We start from the raw sequence: 17160 nt of genomic DNA on the forward strand, positions 1-17160 counted from the left end.
CCGGGCCGGGGCCCGGCGCCGTGGTCGACGGCGGCCCGGCCCATCGGACCGATGGGCCGACGGTCCGATGGGCGCGAGGCGGCTAGAGCGCGCGGTCGAGCAGGCCGAGGGGCGGGGAGCCCAGGTCGAGCATGGCCGTGTGGAAGCGCTTGAGGGTGAACCCGGCGCCCCACTCGGCCCTGGCCCGCTCCCGCAGGCGGAGGATCTCCAGCTTGCCCCAGGTGTAGCGGCCGTAGGTCGGGTCGAAGGTGGCCCGCGCCGCCTCCGACATCGCCGCGGGACCGGCGAGGTGGGTGTCGGCCTCGAAGCGGCGGGCGCCCTCCTCGACGGTCATCGCGCCGGTGTGCACGCCGATCGCGCAGGCCAGCCGGGTCACCCTGATCAGCGCCTCCAGCCACACGCCGATCTCGAAACGCGGGTCCTCGGGCGCGAAGCCCTCCTCGACGCAGAGTTCCTCGCCGTAGTGCGCCCAGCCCTCGGCGAAGGCCATCGACATCAGCGTCCGCCGCACGTCGGAGCGGGCGTGGCGCAGGGCCCGGCCATGGGAGAAGTGACCGGGGGCGACCTCGTGCACGTTGATCGCGGGCAGCGTGGTCTCGCTGAAGACCTCCAGCCACTCCTCGATGTCACGCTCGGGCCAGGAGGGGTCGGGCGGGGTGATGTGGTACCACGAGGGGGCGTCCGGCTCACCGGGCGCGGCCCAGCTCATCATCGCCATGCTCCACCGGCGGGACTCGGGTGCGATGCCGACCAGGCACTCACCGTCGTGGTAGGGGACCAGGTCCTTCTCACGGGTGAACGCGATCGCCCTCTCGGTGCCGACCCTGGCCGCGTCGATCACTCCGTCGATGCCGGGGTGCTGCCGGACCAGCTCGCGCGCGACGTCCAGCGGCGACCGCCCGGCGAATCCCAGCCTGGCGCAGGACTCCGTCAGCCGGGCCATCAGCCGGTCGCGTTCGGCGTCGGCGCGCTCGGCGAGCCCGCCCAGGTCCACCGGGAGGCCGTCGCCCGCGCCCATCAGCCGGGCCAGCCCCTCCGCGCCGAGGGACGCGTCCGGGGCGCCGGAGCGTGAGGCCTCCTCGACGTGCTCCACCAGGCGGGCGTGGGCCTTCAGCGCCGCCTCGCGCACGTGCTCGTCCGCGTCCGCCGGCACCCCGGCGGCCAGACCGCGCACGGCGCCGAGCAGCGCGGTCGCCACCGGGGCGCTGAGCCTGTCGAGAGAGGCGATCGCGTGCTCCACGGCCTCGGGCCAGAGCGCGAGGTGGGCGTGCTTGGCGGCGGTCCGCTCGGCCTCGGGGGCGTAGTCGCGGTCGTAGGTGGCGAGGTCGAGGTTGTTCAGGTGATCGAGCGGGCTGCGGCGGTACAGCTCCAGCTCGCCGAACTGGACCCGTACGGCCTCCTCGAAGATCTGCAGGTGCGCCGCGTCGTAGGAATCGCCGGGCAGGGGCCCTTCGCCCAGGGCGGCCAGTCCCGCGCGGACGCCTCCCGGCGAGAGATCCTGGATCACGCCGTCGTATTCGTGCCTGCCGGCCATCTCACGGACGTCCGCGACGGAGAGATCACACACCGCGCGGAGGCGGCTGTCGAGTTCGGTCATGAACGCGACGTTATATCAGGACGAGTTCCCGGTGATCAGGTTGAACGTCCGGCCCTCCCCTCCCGTACGGCTCACACCCGAGCACGAGCCGTACCAGCAGGTCAGCCTTCTCTCCCGGTGCCGGCGGCATTCGGGCACGGAACGCGCCCCCGTTGCCGGCCGCCGTTCCCACCGGACGGGACCCGCGGCTCGGACGATCACGATCCCTACTGCGGAAACCATATGGTCCGCCAGACCGTTGGATCCACAAGGGCCAGAGGAGAAGATGCCATGGGGCGCGCGAAAACTGCTCGGAAACGGCGCAGACTGAAGCGACTCCATCAGCCGGGCAGGCAAGCCGCTCCTCGGTTGGAGGATTATTCCCCTCCCGAGCCGTCGGCGTGGCATCGGTTGCCGATCGGGCGCCGGCTGTCCACCATCCATGGCGAGGCCGTGATCATGACGGTGATCGTGGCCGCCGTCATCGCGATGGCGACGGTGGATGACTACAGGCGTGTGTATGGAGTACAGGAACGTGGCGTCGTGGCGACGGCCACCATTGTCGCTGTGGAGTCGCGCAGGCAGAACACGGATGAGCTGGTGGTCAGGTTCACCACACGTGAGGGCGTGGAGGTCCAGGCCCGGGTAGGTCCTCAGCGCTGGGACGGCTCACCGACGATAGGTGATTCCCAGGAGGTGCTCTACGATCCCGCCGACCCGGCGAACGAGGTGCTCTCCAGGGGGGCGAGGTTCGCCCACTACACACATTTCCTGGGCGCCGGTGTGATGATCCTGCTCCTTCTCCTGGCGGTGGCGATGTGGCGCCACGGACCGTTCATACTGGGCGGCCCGACCAGGAACCGACGACCTTCTGGTGAGAGCGGGTGAAAGGGGCTGTCGTGGCCCGCCCCGGGGACGTAGGCGGGCCACAACAGGTCTCGGTGCCGAGCCGGGGGCCGGCCGTACGGCCCGGCCCGGCGCCCCGGCGGGGGGATCTCCCCGCCGGGGAGCGGGTCATCTCAGGCCGGCGTCCAGGGCGGTGGTCAGGGAGCCGGGGTCACCGGACATCTCCCAGATCATCGCGCCGAGCAGGCCCTTGCTCTTCAGCCAGGCGGTCTTGCGCGCGATCGACCACGCGTCGTCGAAGCTCCACCACTGGCCGCCGTCGCCGGTGAAGCAGTAGGTCGCCACCGCCTGTTCGTCGTGCCGCACGGTGCATCCCGGCACGCCTGCCACCAGGTTGGCGTAGCCGCGGGTGCCGGCCTCGTCCGGGAACTGGCCCGTCGCGGCGCCGGTGGCCGACTGCCACTCCCCGGACTTGCCGCCGTCGGCGACGCCCTGCCAGCCGCGGCCGTAGTACGCGAGACCGATGGTGATCTTGCGGGGGTTCACCCCGGCCCGCAGGTAGGTGTCGACCGCGTTCTCGACGCTGAAGTGGAAGGGGTAGGGGTCGTCGGCGTCCGCGTACAGGTTGGCCTGGTGGCCCGCCCGGTTCGGCTCCCACGAGTTGTCGCTGCCCGAGCCGTGGAAGTCGTAGCCCTGGACGTTGAAGATGTCCAGCGACTTGGCGACCTCGGGCAGGTCCCAGCCCGCGGAGATCTTCGCCGGGTCGGCCGGGGTGAAGGCGGTGAGCTGGTAGCGCTTGCCGGTCTCCTCGGTCAGCGCGTCGAGCTGCCTGCGGAACTCGGCGATCAGCAGCGTGTTGTTCGCCTTGTCGTTCGGGCCGATGTGGTTGCCCGGGTGGCCCTCCGCGCCCGGCCACTCCCAGTCGAGGTCGATGCCGTCGAAGATCCCGGCGGCGCTGCCCGGCCCGCCCGCGGCGTTGTACAGCGGCAGGTTTCCCTTGATGTACGTGTCGATGCAGGAACTCACGAACTTGCGCCGGGACGCGTCGGTGGCCGCCACGTCGGAGAAGTACTTCGAGTAGGTCCAGCCCCCGAGCGAGATCAGCACCTTCAGGTTCGGGTACTTCGCCTTGAGCTTGCGGAGCTGGTTGTAGTTGCCGCGCAGTTTCTCCCAGCCGGTGTCGGCGACGCCGTCCACCGACTGCGAGGCGCTCATCGGCCTGGCGTAGTCGGCGTCCGCGTCGCCCGAGCCGTCGCCCTGGTTCGGGTCCTGGGGGTTCGGGGTGGTGCCCTTGGTGACGCCCTGGAGACAGGTCAGATTGACCGGGTCGATGTTGCCGAAGGCGTAGTTGAGGTGGGTCAGCTTCGCCGCGGCGCCGGTCGTGTCGAGGTTGCGCACGAAGTACTGCCGGCCGTAGATGCCCCACTGCACGAAGTAGCCGATCCTGGCGTACCCGCTGCCGATGATGTCGCCGGTGGTCACCCTCAGCGCGTCGCCGGGCGCCGAGACGTTGTCGTACAGGTCGCGCGCCCGCACCGTGAAGGTGTATTCGGTGGACGGTGACAGCCCGTTCACCGTGGCCGAGGTGCCGGGCACGGTCGTCTTCAGGGTCGTCCCGGCGTAGACGTCGTAGCCGGCGATGCCCCTGTTGTCGGTCGACGCGTCCCAGACGAGCGAGACGCTCGACGAGGTCTTGCCGGTGCTGCGCAGGTTCGCCGGCGCGGTCGGCGCCTGGGTGTCGTCACCGGCGTTGTTGGTCGTCACCCTGAGCGGGGCGGAGGCCGGGGACAGGGTCCCCTTGCGGTCCTTGGCCCTGACGGTGAACGTGTATCCGGTGTTCGAGGTCAGGCCGGTGACGGTGACGCTCGTGCCGGTGACCGTCGTGACGAGGTCGGCGCCGTTGTAGACCTGGTAGCCGACGATCGGGAGGCTTCCCGCGGTCGCGGCGTCCCACGCCAGCGACACCGTCCTGGTGGTCTTGACCGTGGAACGCAGGTTCCCGGGGGCGGTGGGCGGCGAGTCCGCCGCGCCGTCGCACCGCACGTCGTTGATCCGGCAGTTCGCGGGCTCGGCGGACGCGCTGAGCGTGAACGCGGGGCTGTAGGGCTCGGTGGTCCCGCGCGCCGCCACCGTCGTGTTGTAGTGGGCCGGGCTGAGCGTGACCTGGCGTCCGTTCTGGCTGAGCGAGCCGTTCTGGGCGTTGCTCGCGGTGACCCCGGCCGGCAGGTCGAACTGGATGGACCAGCCGGTGACCGGGGTGGCTCCGGGGTTGCTCACCACGAACCTGCCCTGGACCCCGGTGAGGGTGAAGGCCGCAGTCAGGCGGACGGCGGCGCCGGCCGGAACGGTCATGGCCATCACCATGGCGATGAGCAGCAGTACAGAGGCTGATCGGCGCATGCGGACACTCTTTCCTAAAGGAAAGTTTCCTAATAATTATGCGGATCGTAACCCGGTTCCTGACCCCTGCAAGACCCAAAACGACTCGCCGCGCACCGGACGCCCTCGCGGCCGCCGCCCACCCCATCGGCCCCTTGAAGAGTGGCGTCCGTTGGCCGCCGCTCCTCGCGACGGCGCCCCACGCGATTGCCGTGCCCCGCCCGACCCGCCGCGGGCTCGAACCCGGTGACTTCGCCCCGGCCCCTTCGGGACCGCCCTCAATGCCGCCGGCCTTCCCTGCCCGCACCTTTCCTGAACCTGTAATAAATCCGGCGTTCCGGACATGAGATGGATGTCAACCGCTCAAGTGAGGAGATCGGATGGGAAGGGATCCCGAGAGCCGGTTCGTGGAGGTCTACGAATCCGCCTACGGCCCCATACTCGGGTACGCCCTGCGCCGTTGCCCCGATCCTGACGACGCCGCCGACGTGGTGGCCGAGACGTTCATGATCGCGTGGCGGCGGATCGACGAGGTTCCTCTCGGGGACGACGCCAGGCTGTGGCTGTTCGGCGTGGCCCGGCGGGTGCTGGCCAACCACCGGCGCGGTGAGCGGCGGCACGAGCAGCGGACGGCGGCGCTGTGCGAGCAACTGGCCGCCTCACCCGTGCTCGGTGAGCCGTCCGCCGAAGACTACTCACAGGTCGGAAAGGTCTTGCGGGGCCTGTCGGACGACGACAGGGAACTGCTGACCCTCGTCGCATGGGAGAGCCTCGGAACGCGGGAGATCGCCCGTGTACTCGGCATCTCCCGCAACGCCGTGGCCGTCAGGCTGTACCGCGCCCGCAGGCGCTTCGCCCGCGACCTGGCCAAGGCCGGGATCAACTGTTCGGGCTCCGTCGTCATCGAAGGGAACACGCTGTGAACATCGCCGACCTCGCGCGGGTGCGCAACGAGGACGTGGCCAGGGACCCGGCCGGGCAGGCCTCGGGCGCCGGCGCGCGCGCCCTGATGGACTCGATCATGTCGGAGGAGCGGGAACCGGCAGGGCGTCCGCGCCGGCACCTACCGGCCCGGCGCGGACTGGTGCTGGGTGCGGCGGCCGTCGGACTGGCGGCCGCCCTGGCCATCGGTGTCGGACTGCCCCGGAACGGCCCTGTCACCGAGTACGCCAACGCGGCCGTCTCGCTGAAGAGGACCGCCGACTACCTCACCATCACCGTCAACGACCCCGACGCCGACGCGAAGTCCTTCTCCGAGGCGTTCCGGGCCGTCGGACTGGACGCCACCGTGGACAAGATCCCCGTGCCGCCGCAGATGGTGGGCAAGATGTTCGGCCCCTACCTGGCCGGTGACTTCCCGCCGGGCACGGGGGTGACGTACAAGCCGCAGCACGCCTGCGGATCGGCGTGGTGCGGGGAGGTCGTCGTCCCGGCGGCCTACACAGGGAAGATCACCTTGAGCATCGGCCGCGAGGCGGCGCCCGGCGAACCCTACGCCGGACTGTTCACCGTCAACGAAAGCGCTGCTGACTTCACCTCCGTGGACGGCTATCCGGTGCGCGGCAAGACGGTCGCGGAGGTCAGGACCGAACTGGCCCGGCGCGGACTGAAGATCCGATATGTCTTGATGCAGACCAACCCCGACGGCAGCGGTTCCGGGACACCTGTCACGCCGGACCGGATCAGGGACGACTACATCGTCACGATGGCCATGCCCTACAGCTCCGACACCGTGCGGCTCCACGCCGGCCCGGACTCCGACCCGCTCGTCCGCGAATCCCGCGGGGACTAGGAACGCCACGACCCCCGGTTCCCGGATCCGCCGGGAACCGGCTCGCCGGAGACCGTGCTCAGTCGGACGGCAGGAGGGTGCCGAGCGGTCCGAGGTCGAGGTTGAGGTCGGACGGAGACAGGCCGAACCGCTCGCACAGCTCGGTCATGGCGTCCTCCAGGCGCATCAGCGTCACGCCCAGTGTCTCGATCTGCTCGTCGGACAGGTCACCCTGGTCCATCCGCCGCACGCACTGGCGCTCCACCAGTTGGCGCACGAGCTCCACCAGGGTCAGCACGAGGCGGGACAGATCGCGCTCGGCCGTCTCCGGGTCGGTTCCGAGGCGCCATCGGTTCGGCCGCTCCGCTTCCTCCGGCGACTCGGCGATCTCCACGGCCTCCTTCAGCGGCCCCGCGATCCGCACGGTCGGCTCACCCCCAGGGCGGCGCATGCCGGTCTCCCTGGTCCGCCACGTCGGACTCCTCCCGCACAGACATGATCAGCGCGCGCAGGGAGATGCGCACGAGGTCGATGTCGGCGATGGACAGGACGATGTCGCCGTTGACGACGACTCCGCCCGCCAGCAGCCGATCCAGCAGGTCGACGAGGGCCACCCGCTCGGCGGGAAGGCGGCCCTCCGCGGCCAGCGCGGAACCCCGCGGGGCGTCATACGTCACCGGAAACCTCCAGATCGGCTCTGTCGAACTCCAGGGCGATGAACGAATAGGGCGCCCACGGGCCGGTGAGTTCCAGGTCGACGTCCTGCCCGCGGAGGGCGTCCAGGGCGGCCGCGAACTCCTCGCCCAGGCCCTCGTCGACGAGGTAGGCGCCGTTGAGCACCATCCACTCGTCGCGCCCGGACAGCTGCGGATCCTGAGGACGGTGAAGCCGGCTCGCGGCGGCGACGGCCGACAGCGCCGCGTGGATGTGCTCGGCCCGTGCCGTCGCCTGGCGCCATCTCTGCTCGCGGTTGCGCAGGCTCGCCTGACGGCGTTTGAGGTAGGCCGTCCCGGGCCTGCCCGTCCCCGCGGCGCTCTCGCCGCCGCCGTCACCGCCGCCCTCCCCGGCGGGCGCGGACGCGGAGGTGGCGGGATCCACATACGCCTTCACCCCCCACTCCCTCCGCCCGGCCACGTGGGAGAGCACCTCCACGAAGTCGTCGTGCCACCGTTCCAGCAGGTCGCGCACCTGTTCCTCGCTCCTGTACACGGTCGCGAGGCGGACCGGGGCCGTCGCGACGGTCTCCGCCACCGCCTCCACGACGCGGTGGTGCGCACGGGCCATCGCGCCGACCCAGTCCAGGTCCTCCAGGGAACGGCGGAGCGGCTCCTCCCCGAACTCCTCCAGCGACACGGTGCTCACGTACGCGACGAGACCGGCGTGCGTGATCTCGTGCACGGGCGTCCCGGCCACACCCGCCAGATCCACCGGGCCGGTGTGTCCCCCGTCGCGCGCGACCGCGTAGACGTACGTACCCGAGTCAGTCACGGTGGCTCTCCGATCCGGACGACCGTCTCCTTCCGCGTTCCTCCCCCGCGTCAAGGGATCGGTACTCCCTGTGGTCTCCCCGTACGGCGCGCTCCTCCTCCACGGCGTCGTCTCCCTCCACGGTGGCCAGCCGGCGCCGGAGCCGGCGGTTCTCCTCGATCAGATCCTTGTTCTTGGAGGTGAGCCACGGATCGTGCTCCCACCAGTCGATGCCGAGTTCCCGTGCGGTGTCCACCGAGGCGATCACCAGCCGCAACTTGATGGTCAGCAGCTCGATGTCCAGCAGGTTCACGCGGATGTCTCCCGCGATCACCACGCCCCTGTCGAGCACTCTCTCCAGGATGTCGCCAAGGCTCGACGCCCCTCCCGATCTCTGTCCCGCGGATCCTCCCCCGCCGTAGACCGGGGAGGAGCCGGCAGAACCGAACCGCGCTGGATTGGTCATCTCACGACGCCTCACTGCTGTCGCCTCTGCCGCGCCTGTAGCGCCGCAGCCTGCGGTATGACAGGAGGTCCCCCTCCATGTCCATCTCGGCCTCGTAGAGCGCCAGGATGTCGCCCGAGGACGGGACCCGGCGATCTTCGACGACCTCGACCTGGACCAGCCAGCCGTCTTCCGCCGGCTGTACCTGCGTGACCCCTTCGCTCGTCCTCCCGGTCAGAGCGGCGATATGACGCTGTCCGACCTCGCCGGCCGACATCGCCGACAGGGCGCGGGACCGTTTCTTCCTCGGCGTCTCGTCCTCGTCTTCGTCCTCGTACTCATCCTCGTCGAAAGGCTCGTCGTCGATCTCCTCGTAGAGATCGTCGGAGACGTTCGCGCCGCTGGCGCGCTCATCCGTCGATCTGCGCTTGGCGGGCACGAGATCATCTCCCCCCTCGGCTTCCTTCCCGCACGATCACCTCGGCGGGTCCGGCCGAAACCCTCGCGATCACTCTGACGGGCCCGGCCGAAGCCCGAACGACCATCTCGGCAGGCCCGGCCGAGGTCCGCACGATCACCCTGGCGGGCTTGGCCGAGCCCCGCACGACCGCACCGGCGAACCCGGCCAGGGCCCGCATGATCACCTCGGCGGGCCCGGCGGAGTCTCGTACGACCACCTCTGTGGGCTCGGAGGAGTTCCGCATGGTCACCCTGGCGGGTCCGGCTGGTCGATCATCTGTCCGAGGATCTGCTCCACTTGCTGTTCGGCCTCCTCATCGGAGATCTCGCCGCTCGCCCTGGCCTCCTCCACCGCGTCCAGATGACGCCGGACGGCGGCGGGGCTGCGGGTCTCAAGCTCGACCTGTTCCTGGATGAGCTCGGCGAGCCGGATCAGCCCGCGAATCGGCATGAACGGCAAGCCGATGGTCAGGTTCATCAGGTCCACGGGTCATTCCCCCTCCTGCTCCTGCTGCGGCGTCATGACGAAGTCGTACGCCGCCAGCGGGCCGATCAGGCGCAGGTCGACCCGCCCTTCCCATTGACCGGCGAACTCGTCCAGGGCCTGTTCGAGCTCGTCCTGCCGGCCGGTCTCCACGAGGACGGCCAGATGCACGGCGTCCTGCTCGTGGGTCGGCTCGCGAACGGCGATGGCGACGCACCGCGGAACGAGGGCCTCGATCATCGCCTGCGTGTCGGCGTCGCGCTTGGCCTCGACCGACTGGTTGATCACCTCTCCGAGCCGGATCCGCGCGTCCCACGTCGCGTCTTCCGGCTTACCGACGATCTCCTCTCGCAGCCCCGCGGCCTCGCTGTTCTCCGCGAGCACCTCCGCGAGGATCGCCCGCTCGACGTAGCGGCCCTTGATGACGTATTCGGCCCGCCCCTCCAGCTCCTTCAGCCCGGCGAGGAACGCGTCGTGGTGCGGAGCCAGCAGCTCGTCGACCACCGATTCCTCACTGGCCATCACCGCTCCGAAGCGGAGCGGGAGCACGGGTACCTCGGCCGCCGCGGCGTCCAGCAGTTGCTGGTGCGCCTTGAGGTCCTGCGGCTTACCGAGCGGGCGGTTGGTGGCGACCTCGCTCACCAGGGCGGCGATCTCGTTGTGCCGTATCAGCTTGACCTGCCCGGGCGGATCCCCCACCCCGCGGGCGTCGTCGATCTCGACGTCCACCGGCACGATCCCGTAGACGTAGGAGCCGGTGCTCACCGCGGACCGATCGGCCTGGTCGGTGCCCGCGGCCCTCGACCTTTCCGTAGAGCTGGACATCTCAGTCCTCCCCCCTTCGCCTCCGGCGGGGCACCGACTCCTCTTCCTCGTCGGACCCGCCGATGAAATCACGGAGTTTCTCTCCCGCCGCGTCAAGGGCCCCCTGGGTCGCGCCCTTGACCTTCCTCTTGCTTCCGCCCTCGGTAATGTCGCCGACGAGGTCGGGGAGGCCCTTCTGACCGGTTTGCGAGAGGTCCAGGCGGTTCGCGGCTTCCGCGAACCGCAGGTAGGTGTCGACGCTGGCCACGACGATGCGCACGTCGATCGTCAGGATCTCGATGCCGACGAGCGAGACCCTGACGAAGGCGTCGATCACGAGGCCCTTGTCGAGAATCGTGTCGATGACGTCGGCCAGGCCCGACGACGACGAGGACGAGCGACCGGCCGCTCCGCCCCCCGAAGGCTGCACTATGGTCATTGGCTCTCTCCTCCAGTGCTCATTCGACGGCCTGTCGGGTCAGGCGCCTCGACGGGCGGCCGTACGGCGGGCAGGACGGCGCGGTGACGGCTCCTCCTCCTCCTCCTCCTCCTCCGATTCGTCACGCCGACGCCTCTCCTCCGCGTTCTCACGCCGACGCCCCATCAGGCGTACTCGCCGCCGAGGCCTTTCAGGCTCTTCCTCGTCTTCCTCGGTGTCCTCGTCTTCCTCGGCTTCCTCGTTCCGCTTCCTCCTGCCACGCGGCTTCTCTTCTTCCTCGGGCTCCTCTTCCTCGGGCTCCTCCTCGTCCTCCTCCTCGTCTCGCTCCTCGTCCTCCTCCTCGTCTCGCTCCTCGTCCCGCTCCTCTTCCTCCTCGGGCTCCTCTTCCAGCTCTCCCTCGGTCTGCTGGGGCTCCTCCTCCTCGGACTGACGTTCCTTCTCCTCGCGGAGGGCGGTCTCGTGGTCCTTGACGACCTTGCTGTCGCGTATCTCGCCGCGCCAGCCCTCGATGTCATCGGGGTGCAGGATCGCGTGAACCATGACGTGGCGCCGGAAGTGCTTGAACTCCAGACGCGCCCGCCGTCCCTGCGCCCGCCAGATGTTGCCGGTGCGCTCGAAGAGCCCCTGCGGGTGGTACTCCAGCACGAGCAGGACGCGGGTGACGTCGGGGGTCAGCGCGTGGAAGGTCACGGCACCGTCGACGTAGCCCTTGGCTCCCTTGGATCGCCAGACGATCCGCTGGTCCGGCACCTGTTCGACGATCGTCGACTCCCAGACCCGGTGCGACCAGAACACCTGCGCCTTCCACGTGACCTTCTCGTCGGACTGCTGGTCGACGCTTTCGACCTTCTTCATGAAGCTCGGGAAGTCCTGGAACTGGGTCCACTGGTCGTAGACGACCCGGATCGGGGCGCCGACATCGAGCGACTCGACGATGTTGATGAGCTTCAGCTTCTTGCCCTTGCCCCCCTTGCCCCCCTTGCCGTCCCCGCCGCCCAGGGCGGACTTCAGCCCGGTGAAGCCTTTCGCCAGCTTGGCGACCCCTTTCACCCGGCCCATGAACCCCTCCGACCCCGACAACTGGCTCATCAGGCCCGCGCCGCCTTTCAGCGCGCCCATCAGGCCGTCTCCGTCGCCGCCGCCCTTCAGCGCGCCCATCAGGCCGCCTCCGCCGCCTTTCAGCAGGCTCGTCAGGCCCGCGCCACCTGTCAGCGCGCTCACCAGGCCCGAACCGTCGCCTTCGACGTAGTCGGTCAGCCGGCCGGTCAGGCCCTCGACCTTGTCGGTCACCGAGGCCAGGGCACGCTCGGCCAGGGCTGCGCCGAGGTCCTGGAGTCCGTCGGTGAGCTGGTTCAGGGGCAACTCCTTGACGATTCCGTCAACCGCTCCTTTGAGGGGCCCGCCCTCCAGCTTCTCGGTCAGCTTCTCTGTCATCGGGCTCACCTCCGTACCCGGCGAACCGGCCGATCGGATCCGGACGAGGACGCCCTCTCGCGCCGCACACCGCTGTGGGCCTTCTCTCGCTTGGCCGGCGGCTCCTCGTCGGAGAAGTCCTCATCGTCGTCCTGCGACTCCTCATCGCGAGACCTGGACGAGGACGCCCTCTCGCGCCGCTCGCCGTTGTGGCTCTTCTCCCGCTTGGCCGGCGGCTCCTCGTCGGAGAAGTCCTCATCGTCGTCCGACGACTCCTCGTCACGGGCGGCGGGTCGCTTCGCGTTCCCGGCCCGTTCCCTGCCGCCAGGCTTGCCCGCGGTCTTCCGGGGCTTGGCCTTGCCGCCGGCCCGCCCGTCTTCCGCCTCTTCCGAGTCGTCGGCCTCGTCACCGGCCCGGTCGGGGTTCCGCAACGACTCGGCCCGGTCGGAGAGCCGGTTGCTCATCGACTTGATCTGCTTGCTCGCCGCCGCCACGGCCGCGGCCTTCCCTGCCTCCAGCAGGCCGTCGCGAACGCCAGCAGTGATCTTCTCCAACTCCGGAGAAGAGCTGAGCGTCTTGAGCCCCTGCTGCAGCAACTTGCGCTGGTGGGTCCCCAGCCGTCCCGTCGCCCCGGCCACCGCCAGCGCGAGAGCCAACTTCAGCTTCTGGCGTCGGCCGAGGGCGTAGCCCGCGGCGACCGCCAGGGCCAGCTGTGCTTTGCTGTTCACGATCATCACTCCTCACCCGAGCACTCAGCCCTAAGACCGACCCCCCGGTTACGGCCGATCGGCCGTACAGGGCGGAAGCGCCGGCATTCGCCACGCTCGAACACGCTGGAGAATGTCTCGCTCTTGAATCGGCGGCTTCATACCCTAGAAAGGGACTAAAAAACATATACAGACACAAACCAGACATGCTTGATTCGAACATCACCCGCTCGGAGTGACGCTCGCACCTGCCACCGGATATTCAGGGCGGAGACCCGCTCTTCGAGGCGAGGAGGACGTCAACCGCCGATCGGTTCCTCCCCCTCCGCGATCCGGTCGAGGAGGGCCTCCAGCGTCTTGTCGTCCGTGGCCGGAGCCATGACGGTGATCCTCAGATGGCGGACCCCGCCGATCTCCGCGGAGGTCAGCAGGAAAGCGCCGTCCTCCATCAGGCGCTCGCGGAGGGCGGCCTGGTCGCCGGCACCGTACCGGAAGCAGACGATGTTGCTCTCCGGCTCGTACGGGCACTCGAAACCGGGCCGCTCACGGGCCAGCTCCCAGAAGCGGCGCGCGGTCGCGTACTGCCGCGTGACGTAGTCGCCCAGACCTCGCTCCCCCCTCCAGGCCAGGTTGAGGAAGATCTTCAGTCCCAGTTCGGCCTTGCTGCACTCCACGGTCCTGCCGATCAGGTCGAAACCCTGGTCGCCGTAGAACAGATAGCTGGCTCTCTGCCGGAAGGCCGCGTCCAGGTCTCCCTCGCGCCTGGTCAGGACCGCCGCCACCAGGCTGGAGGTCCGCAGCATCTTGTGGGCGTCCCAGATCAGCGAGTCGGCGAGCTCGATCCCGTCGAGCAGGTGCCGGTGCTCCTCCGACAGCAGCGCCGAGGCTCCGTGAGCTCCGTCCACGTGGAACCAGACCCCGTTGTCCGCGCAGAACCCGCCGATCCCGCGCAGGTCGTCGTAGAGCCCGGTCCCGGTCGAACAGGCGTTCGCCACCAGGGCCATCGGCCGCCGTCCCGCCCGCCGTACGCGCTCCAGGGCGTCGGGCAGCCTCGCGACGTCGACTCTGCCCAGCCCGTCCACGTCCAGCGGCATGACCGCGCGCTCCCCCAGGCCGAGGATCGCGGCGGCGCGGGTGAGCGAGTAGTGCGCCGACTCCGGCGCGAGCAGGGCGAGGTCGCCGGGGACCCCGTCGGTCCACGCGTCCGGCGCGGCGGCCGCCCGCGCGGCCAGCAGCGCGGTCAGGTTGGCCAGCGACCCCCCGTGGGTGAGCACGCCGCCGCCGTCCTCGCCGTACCCGACCTTGCCGAGCATCCAGCGCAGGACCTCGAACTCGACCGTCGCCGCCGAGGCGCCCATCTCGTAGATCGCCATCGGGTTGTTGGCCGCGCCGTGGACGAAGTCGGCGAGCGCGGCGGGGAAGTCGGGCGACGCGACCTGGTGGGCGAGATAGGCCGGGTGGTGCAACCTGGTGCCCTCGGCGAGATAGGCGTGCAGGAACTCCCCGTAGCCCTCCGGGGTCATCCCTCCCTCCCGCATCCACCGCGCGAGCCCCAGCCGCTCGGCCAGCTCGTGCGGGGGCCTGCGGCGGATGACGGGCGGCAGACCCCGCTGGCTCTCGTCCACGTAGGCGGCCAGCTCGTCGACGGTCAGACCGGCGGCTCGTACGAATTCCTCAACGTTCCACATCACACCGGGATACTGGTCGACCCGCGACGAATCGCCAAAGCCGACGAACACTCCTCTGGCCGACGAGTTATCGCATTGGGTAGAGTTAGCTCTACATGATGTAGCATTATCTCTACATGGATCGGCATCCCAACAAAGAGATCCGGGCGGCGATCGACCATCTGATCGCCGCCGGGTGGATCATCGAGAAGGCCGGAGGTCACGCATGGGGACGCGCTTCATGTCCCGGAGGACACCAGGGTTGCAGGCCGCCGACATCCATCTGGTCGACCCCGCGTTCGCCGGAGATCCACGCCAGACGCCTTCGCCGTCTCGCCGACCAGTGTCCGCACGGCCCTGAAGCCGATCCATCGGAGGGAGAGTGGATCTCATGACCGCCTACAGCTTCGAGCTGCACTTCACAGCCCCGATCGGCGAAGAGACGATCGATGTCCTGTACGAAACGGGATGGGACGACGCCACGGTGTCGCTCGATCCCGTCATGGGCGGGCCCGGCGTCGCCGCGTTCGACCGCGAGGCGTCCACAGCGGTGGAGGCGATCGCCTCGGCGATCGCCCAGGGCCGGGCCGCGGGAGTCGAGATCACCGGAGTCAGCGAAGATCTCGTGACGCTCGGCGAGATCGCCGAGCGGACCGGACGGACCTTCGCCACGGCCGATCACTGGGCCGTCGGGCGCCGAGGCCCCGGCGAATTTCCCGCGCCGAAGATCCGGCGGCCCCGCGTGAGCCTCTGGTCGTGGGCGGAGGTGGCGACCTGGCTGCACGACAACCATCTGGCCGAGATCTCGCCGATGGAGGTGGAGGTCGCACGGGTCTGTGAAATCGCCGACTCCCTGATTCGCGCATACCGTCTCCAGCGCCGGCTTCCCGTCGAGGATCGCGAGCGCCTCCGCCACGCGATGACCTGATCCTTGAGCGCCGGGGCACCCGACCGTCGAGGACACTCTTTCCGATGATCATGGCTCGGCGGAAGCGGTGGCCGGCCGGGTGATGCCGACGACGACCAGACCTCGCTGACGCGCACGCCGTCCTCGGCTCCCGAGGTTCTGATCTCGGGGATTTACTTCAGGTGGAACCGCTTCATGACCTTGAGAAGGCCCGCGAGGGTGTCGGCGTACTTGTCGTAGCCCATGCCGAGGATCGGCTCGAAGCCCAGCCAGGACGCCTGGCTGGAGACGGTCTGCGCCTCGGTGTACCTCAGCAGGCCCTCGGTCCCGTGACGCCGGCCGAGCCCGGAGGACTTCATCCCGCCCATGGGCGCGTCGTAGGAGGCGTAGGCCGAGCCGTACCCCTCGTTGATGTTGACGGTTCCGGCCTTGATCCGGGAGGCGAGCGCGCGTCCGCGGGACAGGTCGCGGGTCCAGATGGAGGCGTTGAGGCCGTAGTCGGTGTCGTTGGCCCTCTCCACCGCCTCGTCCTCGTCCGAGAACCGGTAGATCGAGACGACCGGGCCGAAGGTCTCGGCGCGGCACAGGTCCATGCTCTCGTCCACGCCGGCCAGGATGGTGGGCTCGTAGAACAGCGGGCCGAGGTCGGGGCGGGCCTTTCCACCGGCGAGGACCTCGGCCCCCTTCGCGACGGCGTTGTCCACGTGGGCGCCGACCGCGTCGAGCTGGCGCCGGGAGGTGAGCGAGCCCATCTGCACGTTCCAGTCGAGCCCGGAGCCGAGCCTCATGTTCCGCGTCTGGCGGACGAACCTCTCCACGAACGCGTCGTGCACGGCGTCGTGGACGTAGAGCCGCTCGATGGACAGGCACAGTTGCCCGGCGTTGGTGAAGCAGGCGCGCAGCGCGCCCTGGGCCGCCACGTCCAGGTCCGCGTCGTCGAGGACGATCATCGGGTTCTTGCCGCCGAGCTCCAGCGAGCAGCCGATCAGCCGCTTGGCCGCCGCTTCGGCGATCTTCCGGCCGCCGCGGGTGGAGCCGGTGAACGCCACGTAGTCGGCGTCCTCGATCAGCGCGTCACCGATCTCGGCGGGGTCGCCGAGCACGACCTGCCAGATCTCGCGGGGCATCCCGAGGGAGACCAGCAGGTCGATCGTCCACAGCGTGGACAGGGCGGTCTGGGTGTCGGGCTTGTGGACCACGGCGTTACCCGCGAGCAGGGCCGGGACGACGTCGGTGACGCCGAGCGACAGCGGGTAGTTCCACGGGGAGATCAGGGCCACGGCTCCCTTGGGCCGGCGCGCCTCGACCGTCTTCGTGGCGACGGGGAGGATGCCCGCGCGAGGCTTGGGCTCCAGGAGGCCGGGCGCCCGCCGCGCGTAGTAGAGCGCGCAGCCCGCGACGTCGAGGACCTCCTCGAAGGCGTGCCTGCGGGCCTTGCCCGTCTCCCACTGGACCAGATCGAGGATCTCCTCGCGACGGTCGAGGATGGCGTCGTGCAGGCGGAGGAAGGGCTTGGTCCGCTCACTCACGGGCAACGCGGCCCAGATCTCCTGCGCCTCCCGCGCCCCGGCGTAGGCGGCCCGGACGTCCCCGGCGGTGGAGACGGGCAGTTCGGCGAGAGGCTCGCCGGTGAACGGCGCGATGATCTCCTGGGTCTTCCCGCTGGAGGTGACCTGCCGGACGATGCGTTCGATCATGCTCGGGTCAAGCGTCCGCGTTGCTCCAAGAGTGACAGCCATGACCGCAGGGTAATCGCGGGAGGCGATCCCTGGCTACTGATCGGTAGAGGGTTGAAC

At 69.7% G+C, this 17160-nt stretch carries 19 protein-coding genes; 4 read left to right on the forward strand and 15 right to left on the reverse strand.

Annotated elements, in window-relative coordinates; genetic code table 11:
* Positions 1-82: 82 nt before the first annotated feature.
* Complete coding sequence (locus tag J2853_RS28880) at positions 83-1597, reverse strand: DUF885 family protein (protein WP_307563404.1); 1515 nt, start codon at positions 1595-1597, stop codon at positions 83-85.
* A 438-nt stretch (positions 1598-2035) separates the two neighbouring features.
* Between J2853_RS28880 and J2853_RS28885 the strand changes: the two genes are divergently transcribed.
* Positions 2036-2464, forward strand: coding sequence for a DUF3592 domain-containing protein (locus tag J2853_RS28885; protein ID WP_307563406.1), 429 nt, complete (start codon positions 2036-2038; stop codon positions 2462-2464).
* A gap of 126 nt (positions 2465-2590) precedes the next feature.
* Here J2853_RS28885 and J2853_RS28890 read toward each other — a convergent pair whose 3' ends face one another.
* On the reverse strand, positions 2591-4822 hold the full coding sequence (locus J2853_RS28890) for a glycosyl hydrolase family 18 protein (RefSeq protein WP_307563408.1): 2232 nt from the start codon (positions 4820-4822) through the stop codon (positions 2591-2593).
* A 359-nt stretch (positions 4823-5181) separates the two neighbouring features.
* Between J2853_RS28890 and J2853_RS28895 the strand changes: the two genes are divergently transcribed.
* Together J2853_RS28895 and J2853_RS28900 are read left to right on the forward strand one after the other, a co-directional pair.
* Complete coding sequence (locus J2853_RS28895; protein ID WP_307563410.1) at positions 5182-5724, forward strand: RNA polymerase sigma factor; 543 nt, start codon at positions 5182-5184, stop codon at positions 5722-5724.
* The gene (locus J2853_RS28900; RefSeq protein ID WP_307563412.1) at positions 5721-6593 is read left to right on the forward strand and encodes a hypothetical protein; all 873 of its coding nucleotides are present in this window, start codon (positions 5721-5723) and stop codon (positions 6591-6593) included. Before J2853_RS28895 ends, J2853_RS28900 begins: the two co-directional genes overlap by 4 nt.
* 58 nt (positions 6594-6651) lie before the next feature.
* On the opposite strand, the gene J2853_RS28905 is transcribed toward J2853_RS28900, so the two are convergent.
* From J2853_RS28905 to J2853_RS28960, 12 genes are all read right to left on the reverse strand, one after another.
* Positions 6652-7023: a gas vesicle protein K gene (locus tag J2853_RS28905; protein ID WP_307563414.1), complete on the reverse strand. Its 372-nt coding sequence runs from the start codon at positions 7021-7023 to the stop codon at positions 6652-6654.
* Entirely contained in the window at positions 7004-7249 is a 246-nt protein-coding gene (locus J2853_RS28910) for a gas vesicle protein (RefSeq protein WP_307563415.1), read from the reverse strand. The genes J2853_RS28905 and J2853_RS28910 overlap by 20 nt, the downstream gene beginning before the upstream one ends.
* Entirely contained in the window at positions 7239-8060 is an 822-nt protein-coding gene (locus J2853_RS28915; protein WP_307563417.1) for a GvpL/GvpF family gas vesicle protein, read from the reverse strand. The genes J2853_RS28910 and J2853_RS28915 overlap by 11 nt, the downstream gene beginning before the upstream one ends.
* Positions 8053-8505, reverse strand: coding sequence for a gas vesicle protein (locus tag J2853_RS28920; protein ID WP_307563418.1), 453 nt, complete (start codon positions 8503-8505; stop codon positions 8053-8055). Before J2853_RS28920 ends, J2853_RS28915 begins: the two co-directional genes overlap by 8 nt.
* A 1-nt stretch (position 8506) precedes the next feature.
* On the reverse strand, positions 8507-8923 hold the full coding sequence (gvpO, locus tag J2853_RS28925) for a gas vesicle protein GvpO (RefSeq protein WP_307563420.1): 417 nt from the start codon (positions 8921-8923) through the stop codon (positions 8507-8509).
* A 4-nt stretch (positions 8924-8927) separates the two neighbouring features.
* Positions 8928-9188 carry a hypothetical protein gene (locus tag J2853_RS28930; RefSeq protein ID WP_307563422.1) on the reverse strand — a complete coding sequence of 87 codons (261 nt, stop codon included), beginning with the start codon at positions 9186-9188 and terminating at the stop codon, positions 8928-8930.
* 2 nt (positions 9189-9190) lie between these two features.
* On the reverse strand, positions 9191-9421 hold the full coding sequence (locus J2853_RS28935) for a gas vesicle protein GvpG (RefSeq protein WP_307568860.1): 231 nt from the start codon (positions 9419-9421) through the stop codon (positions 9191-9193).
* A 12-nt stretch (positions 9422-9433) separates the two neighbouring features.
* Positions 9434-10252 carry a GvpL/GvpF family gas vesicle protein gene (locus J2853_RS28940; RefSeq protein ID WP_307563424.1) on the reverse strand — a complete coding sequence of 273 codons (819 nt, stop codon included), beginning with the start codon at positions 10250-10252 and terminating at the stop codon, positions 9434-9436.
* A gap of 1 nt (position 10253) precedes the next feature.
* Positions 10254-10670, reverse strand: a complete 417-nt coding sequence (gene gvpJ, locus J2853_RS28945) for a gas vesicle protein GvpJ (RefSeq protein WP_307563426.1) — start codon at positions 10668-10670, stop codon at positions 10254-10256.
* Positions 10671-10709: 39 nt separating this feature from the next.
* Positions 10710-12104, reverse strand: a complete 1395-nt coding sequence (locus tag J2853_RS28950; RefSeq protein WP_307563428.1) for an SRPBCC family protein — start codon at positions 12102-12104, stop codon at positions 10710-10712.
* A gap of 5 nt (positions 12105-12109) precedes the next feature.
* The gene (locus J2853_RS28955) at positions 12110-12811 is read right to left on the reverse strand and encodes a hypothetical protein (RefSeq protein WP_307563430.1); all 702 of its coding nucleotides are present in this window, start codon (positions 12809-12811) and stop codon (positions 12110-12112) included.
* Between the two features lie 278 nt (positions 12812-13089).
* Entirely contained in the window at positions 13090-14478 is a 1389-nt protein-coding gene (locus tag J2853_RS28960; protein ID WP_307568862.1) for a pyridoxal phosphate-dependent decarboxylase family protein, read from the reverse strand.
* Positions 14479-14848: 370 nt separating this feature from the next.
* On the opposite strand from J2853_RS28960, the gene J2853_RS28965 reads away from it, so the two are divergent.
* On the forward strand, positions 14849-15385 hold the full coding sequence (locus J2853_RS28965; protein WP_307563432.1) for a hypothetical protein: 537 nt from the start codon (positions 14849-14851) through the stop codon (positions 15383-15385).
* 152 nt (positions 15386-15537) lie between these two features.
* Here the strand turns inward: J2853_RS28965 and J2853_RS28970 are convergent, their stop codons facing one another.
* The gene (locus J2853_RS28970) at positions 15538-17103 is read right to left on the reverse strand and encodes a succinic semialdehyde dehydrogenase (RefSeq protein ID WP_307563433.1); all 1566 of its coding nucleotides are present in this window, start codon (positions 17101-17103) and stop codon (positions 15538-15540) included.
* Positions 17104-17160 lie beyond the last annotated feature (57 nt).

This window comes from Streptosporangium lutulentum, assembly GCF_030811455.1.
GTDB lineage: Bacteria > Actinomycetota > Actinomycetes > Streptosporangiales > Streptosporangiaceae > Streptosporangium > Streptosporangium lutulentum.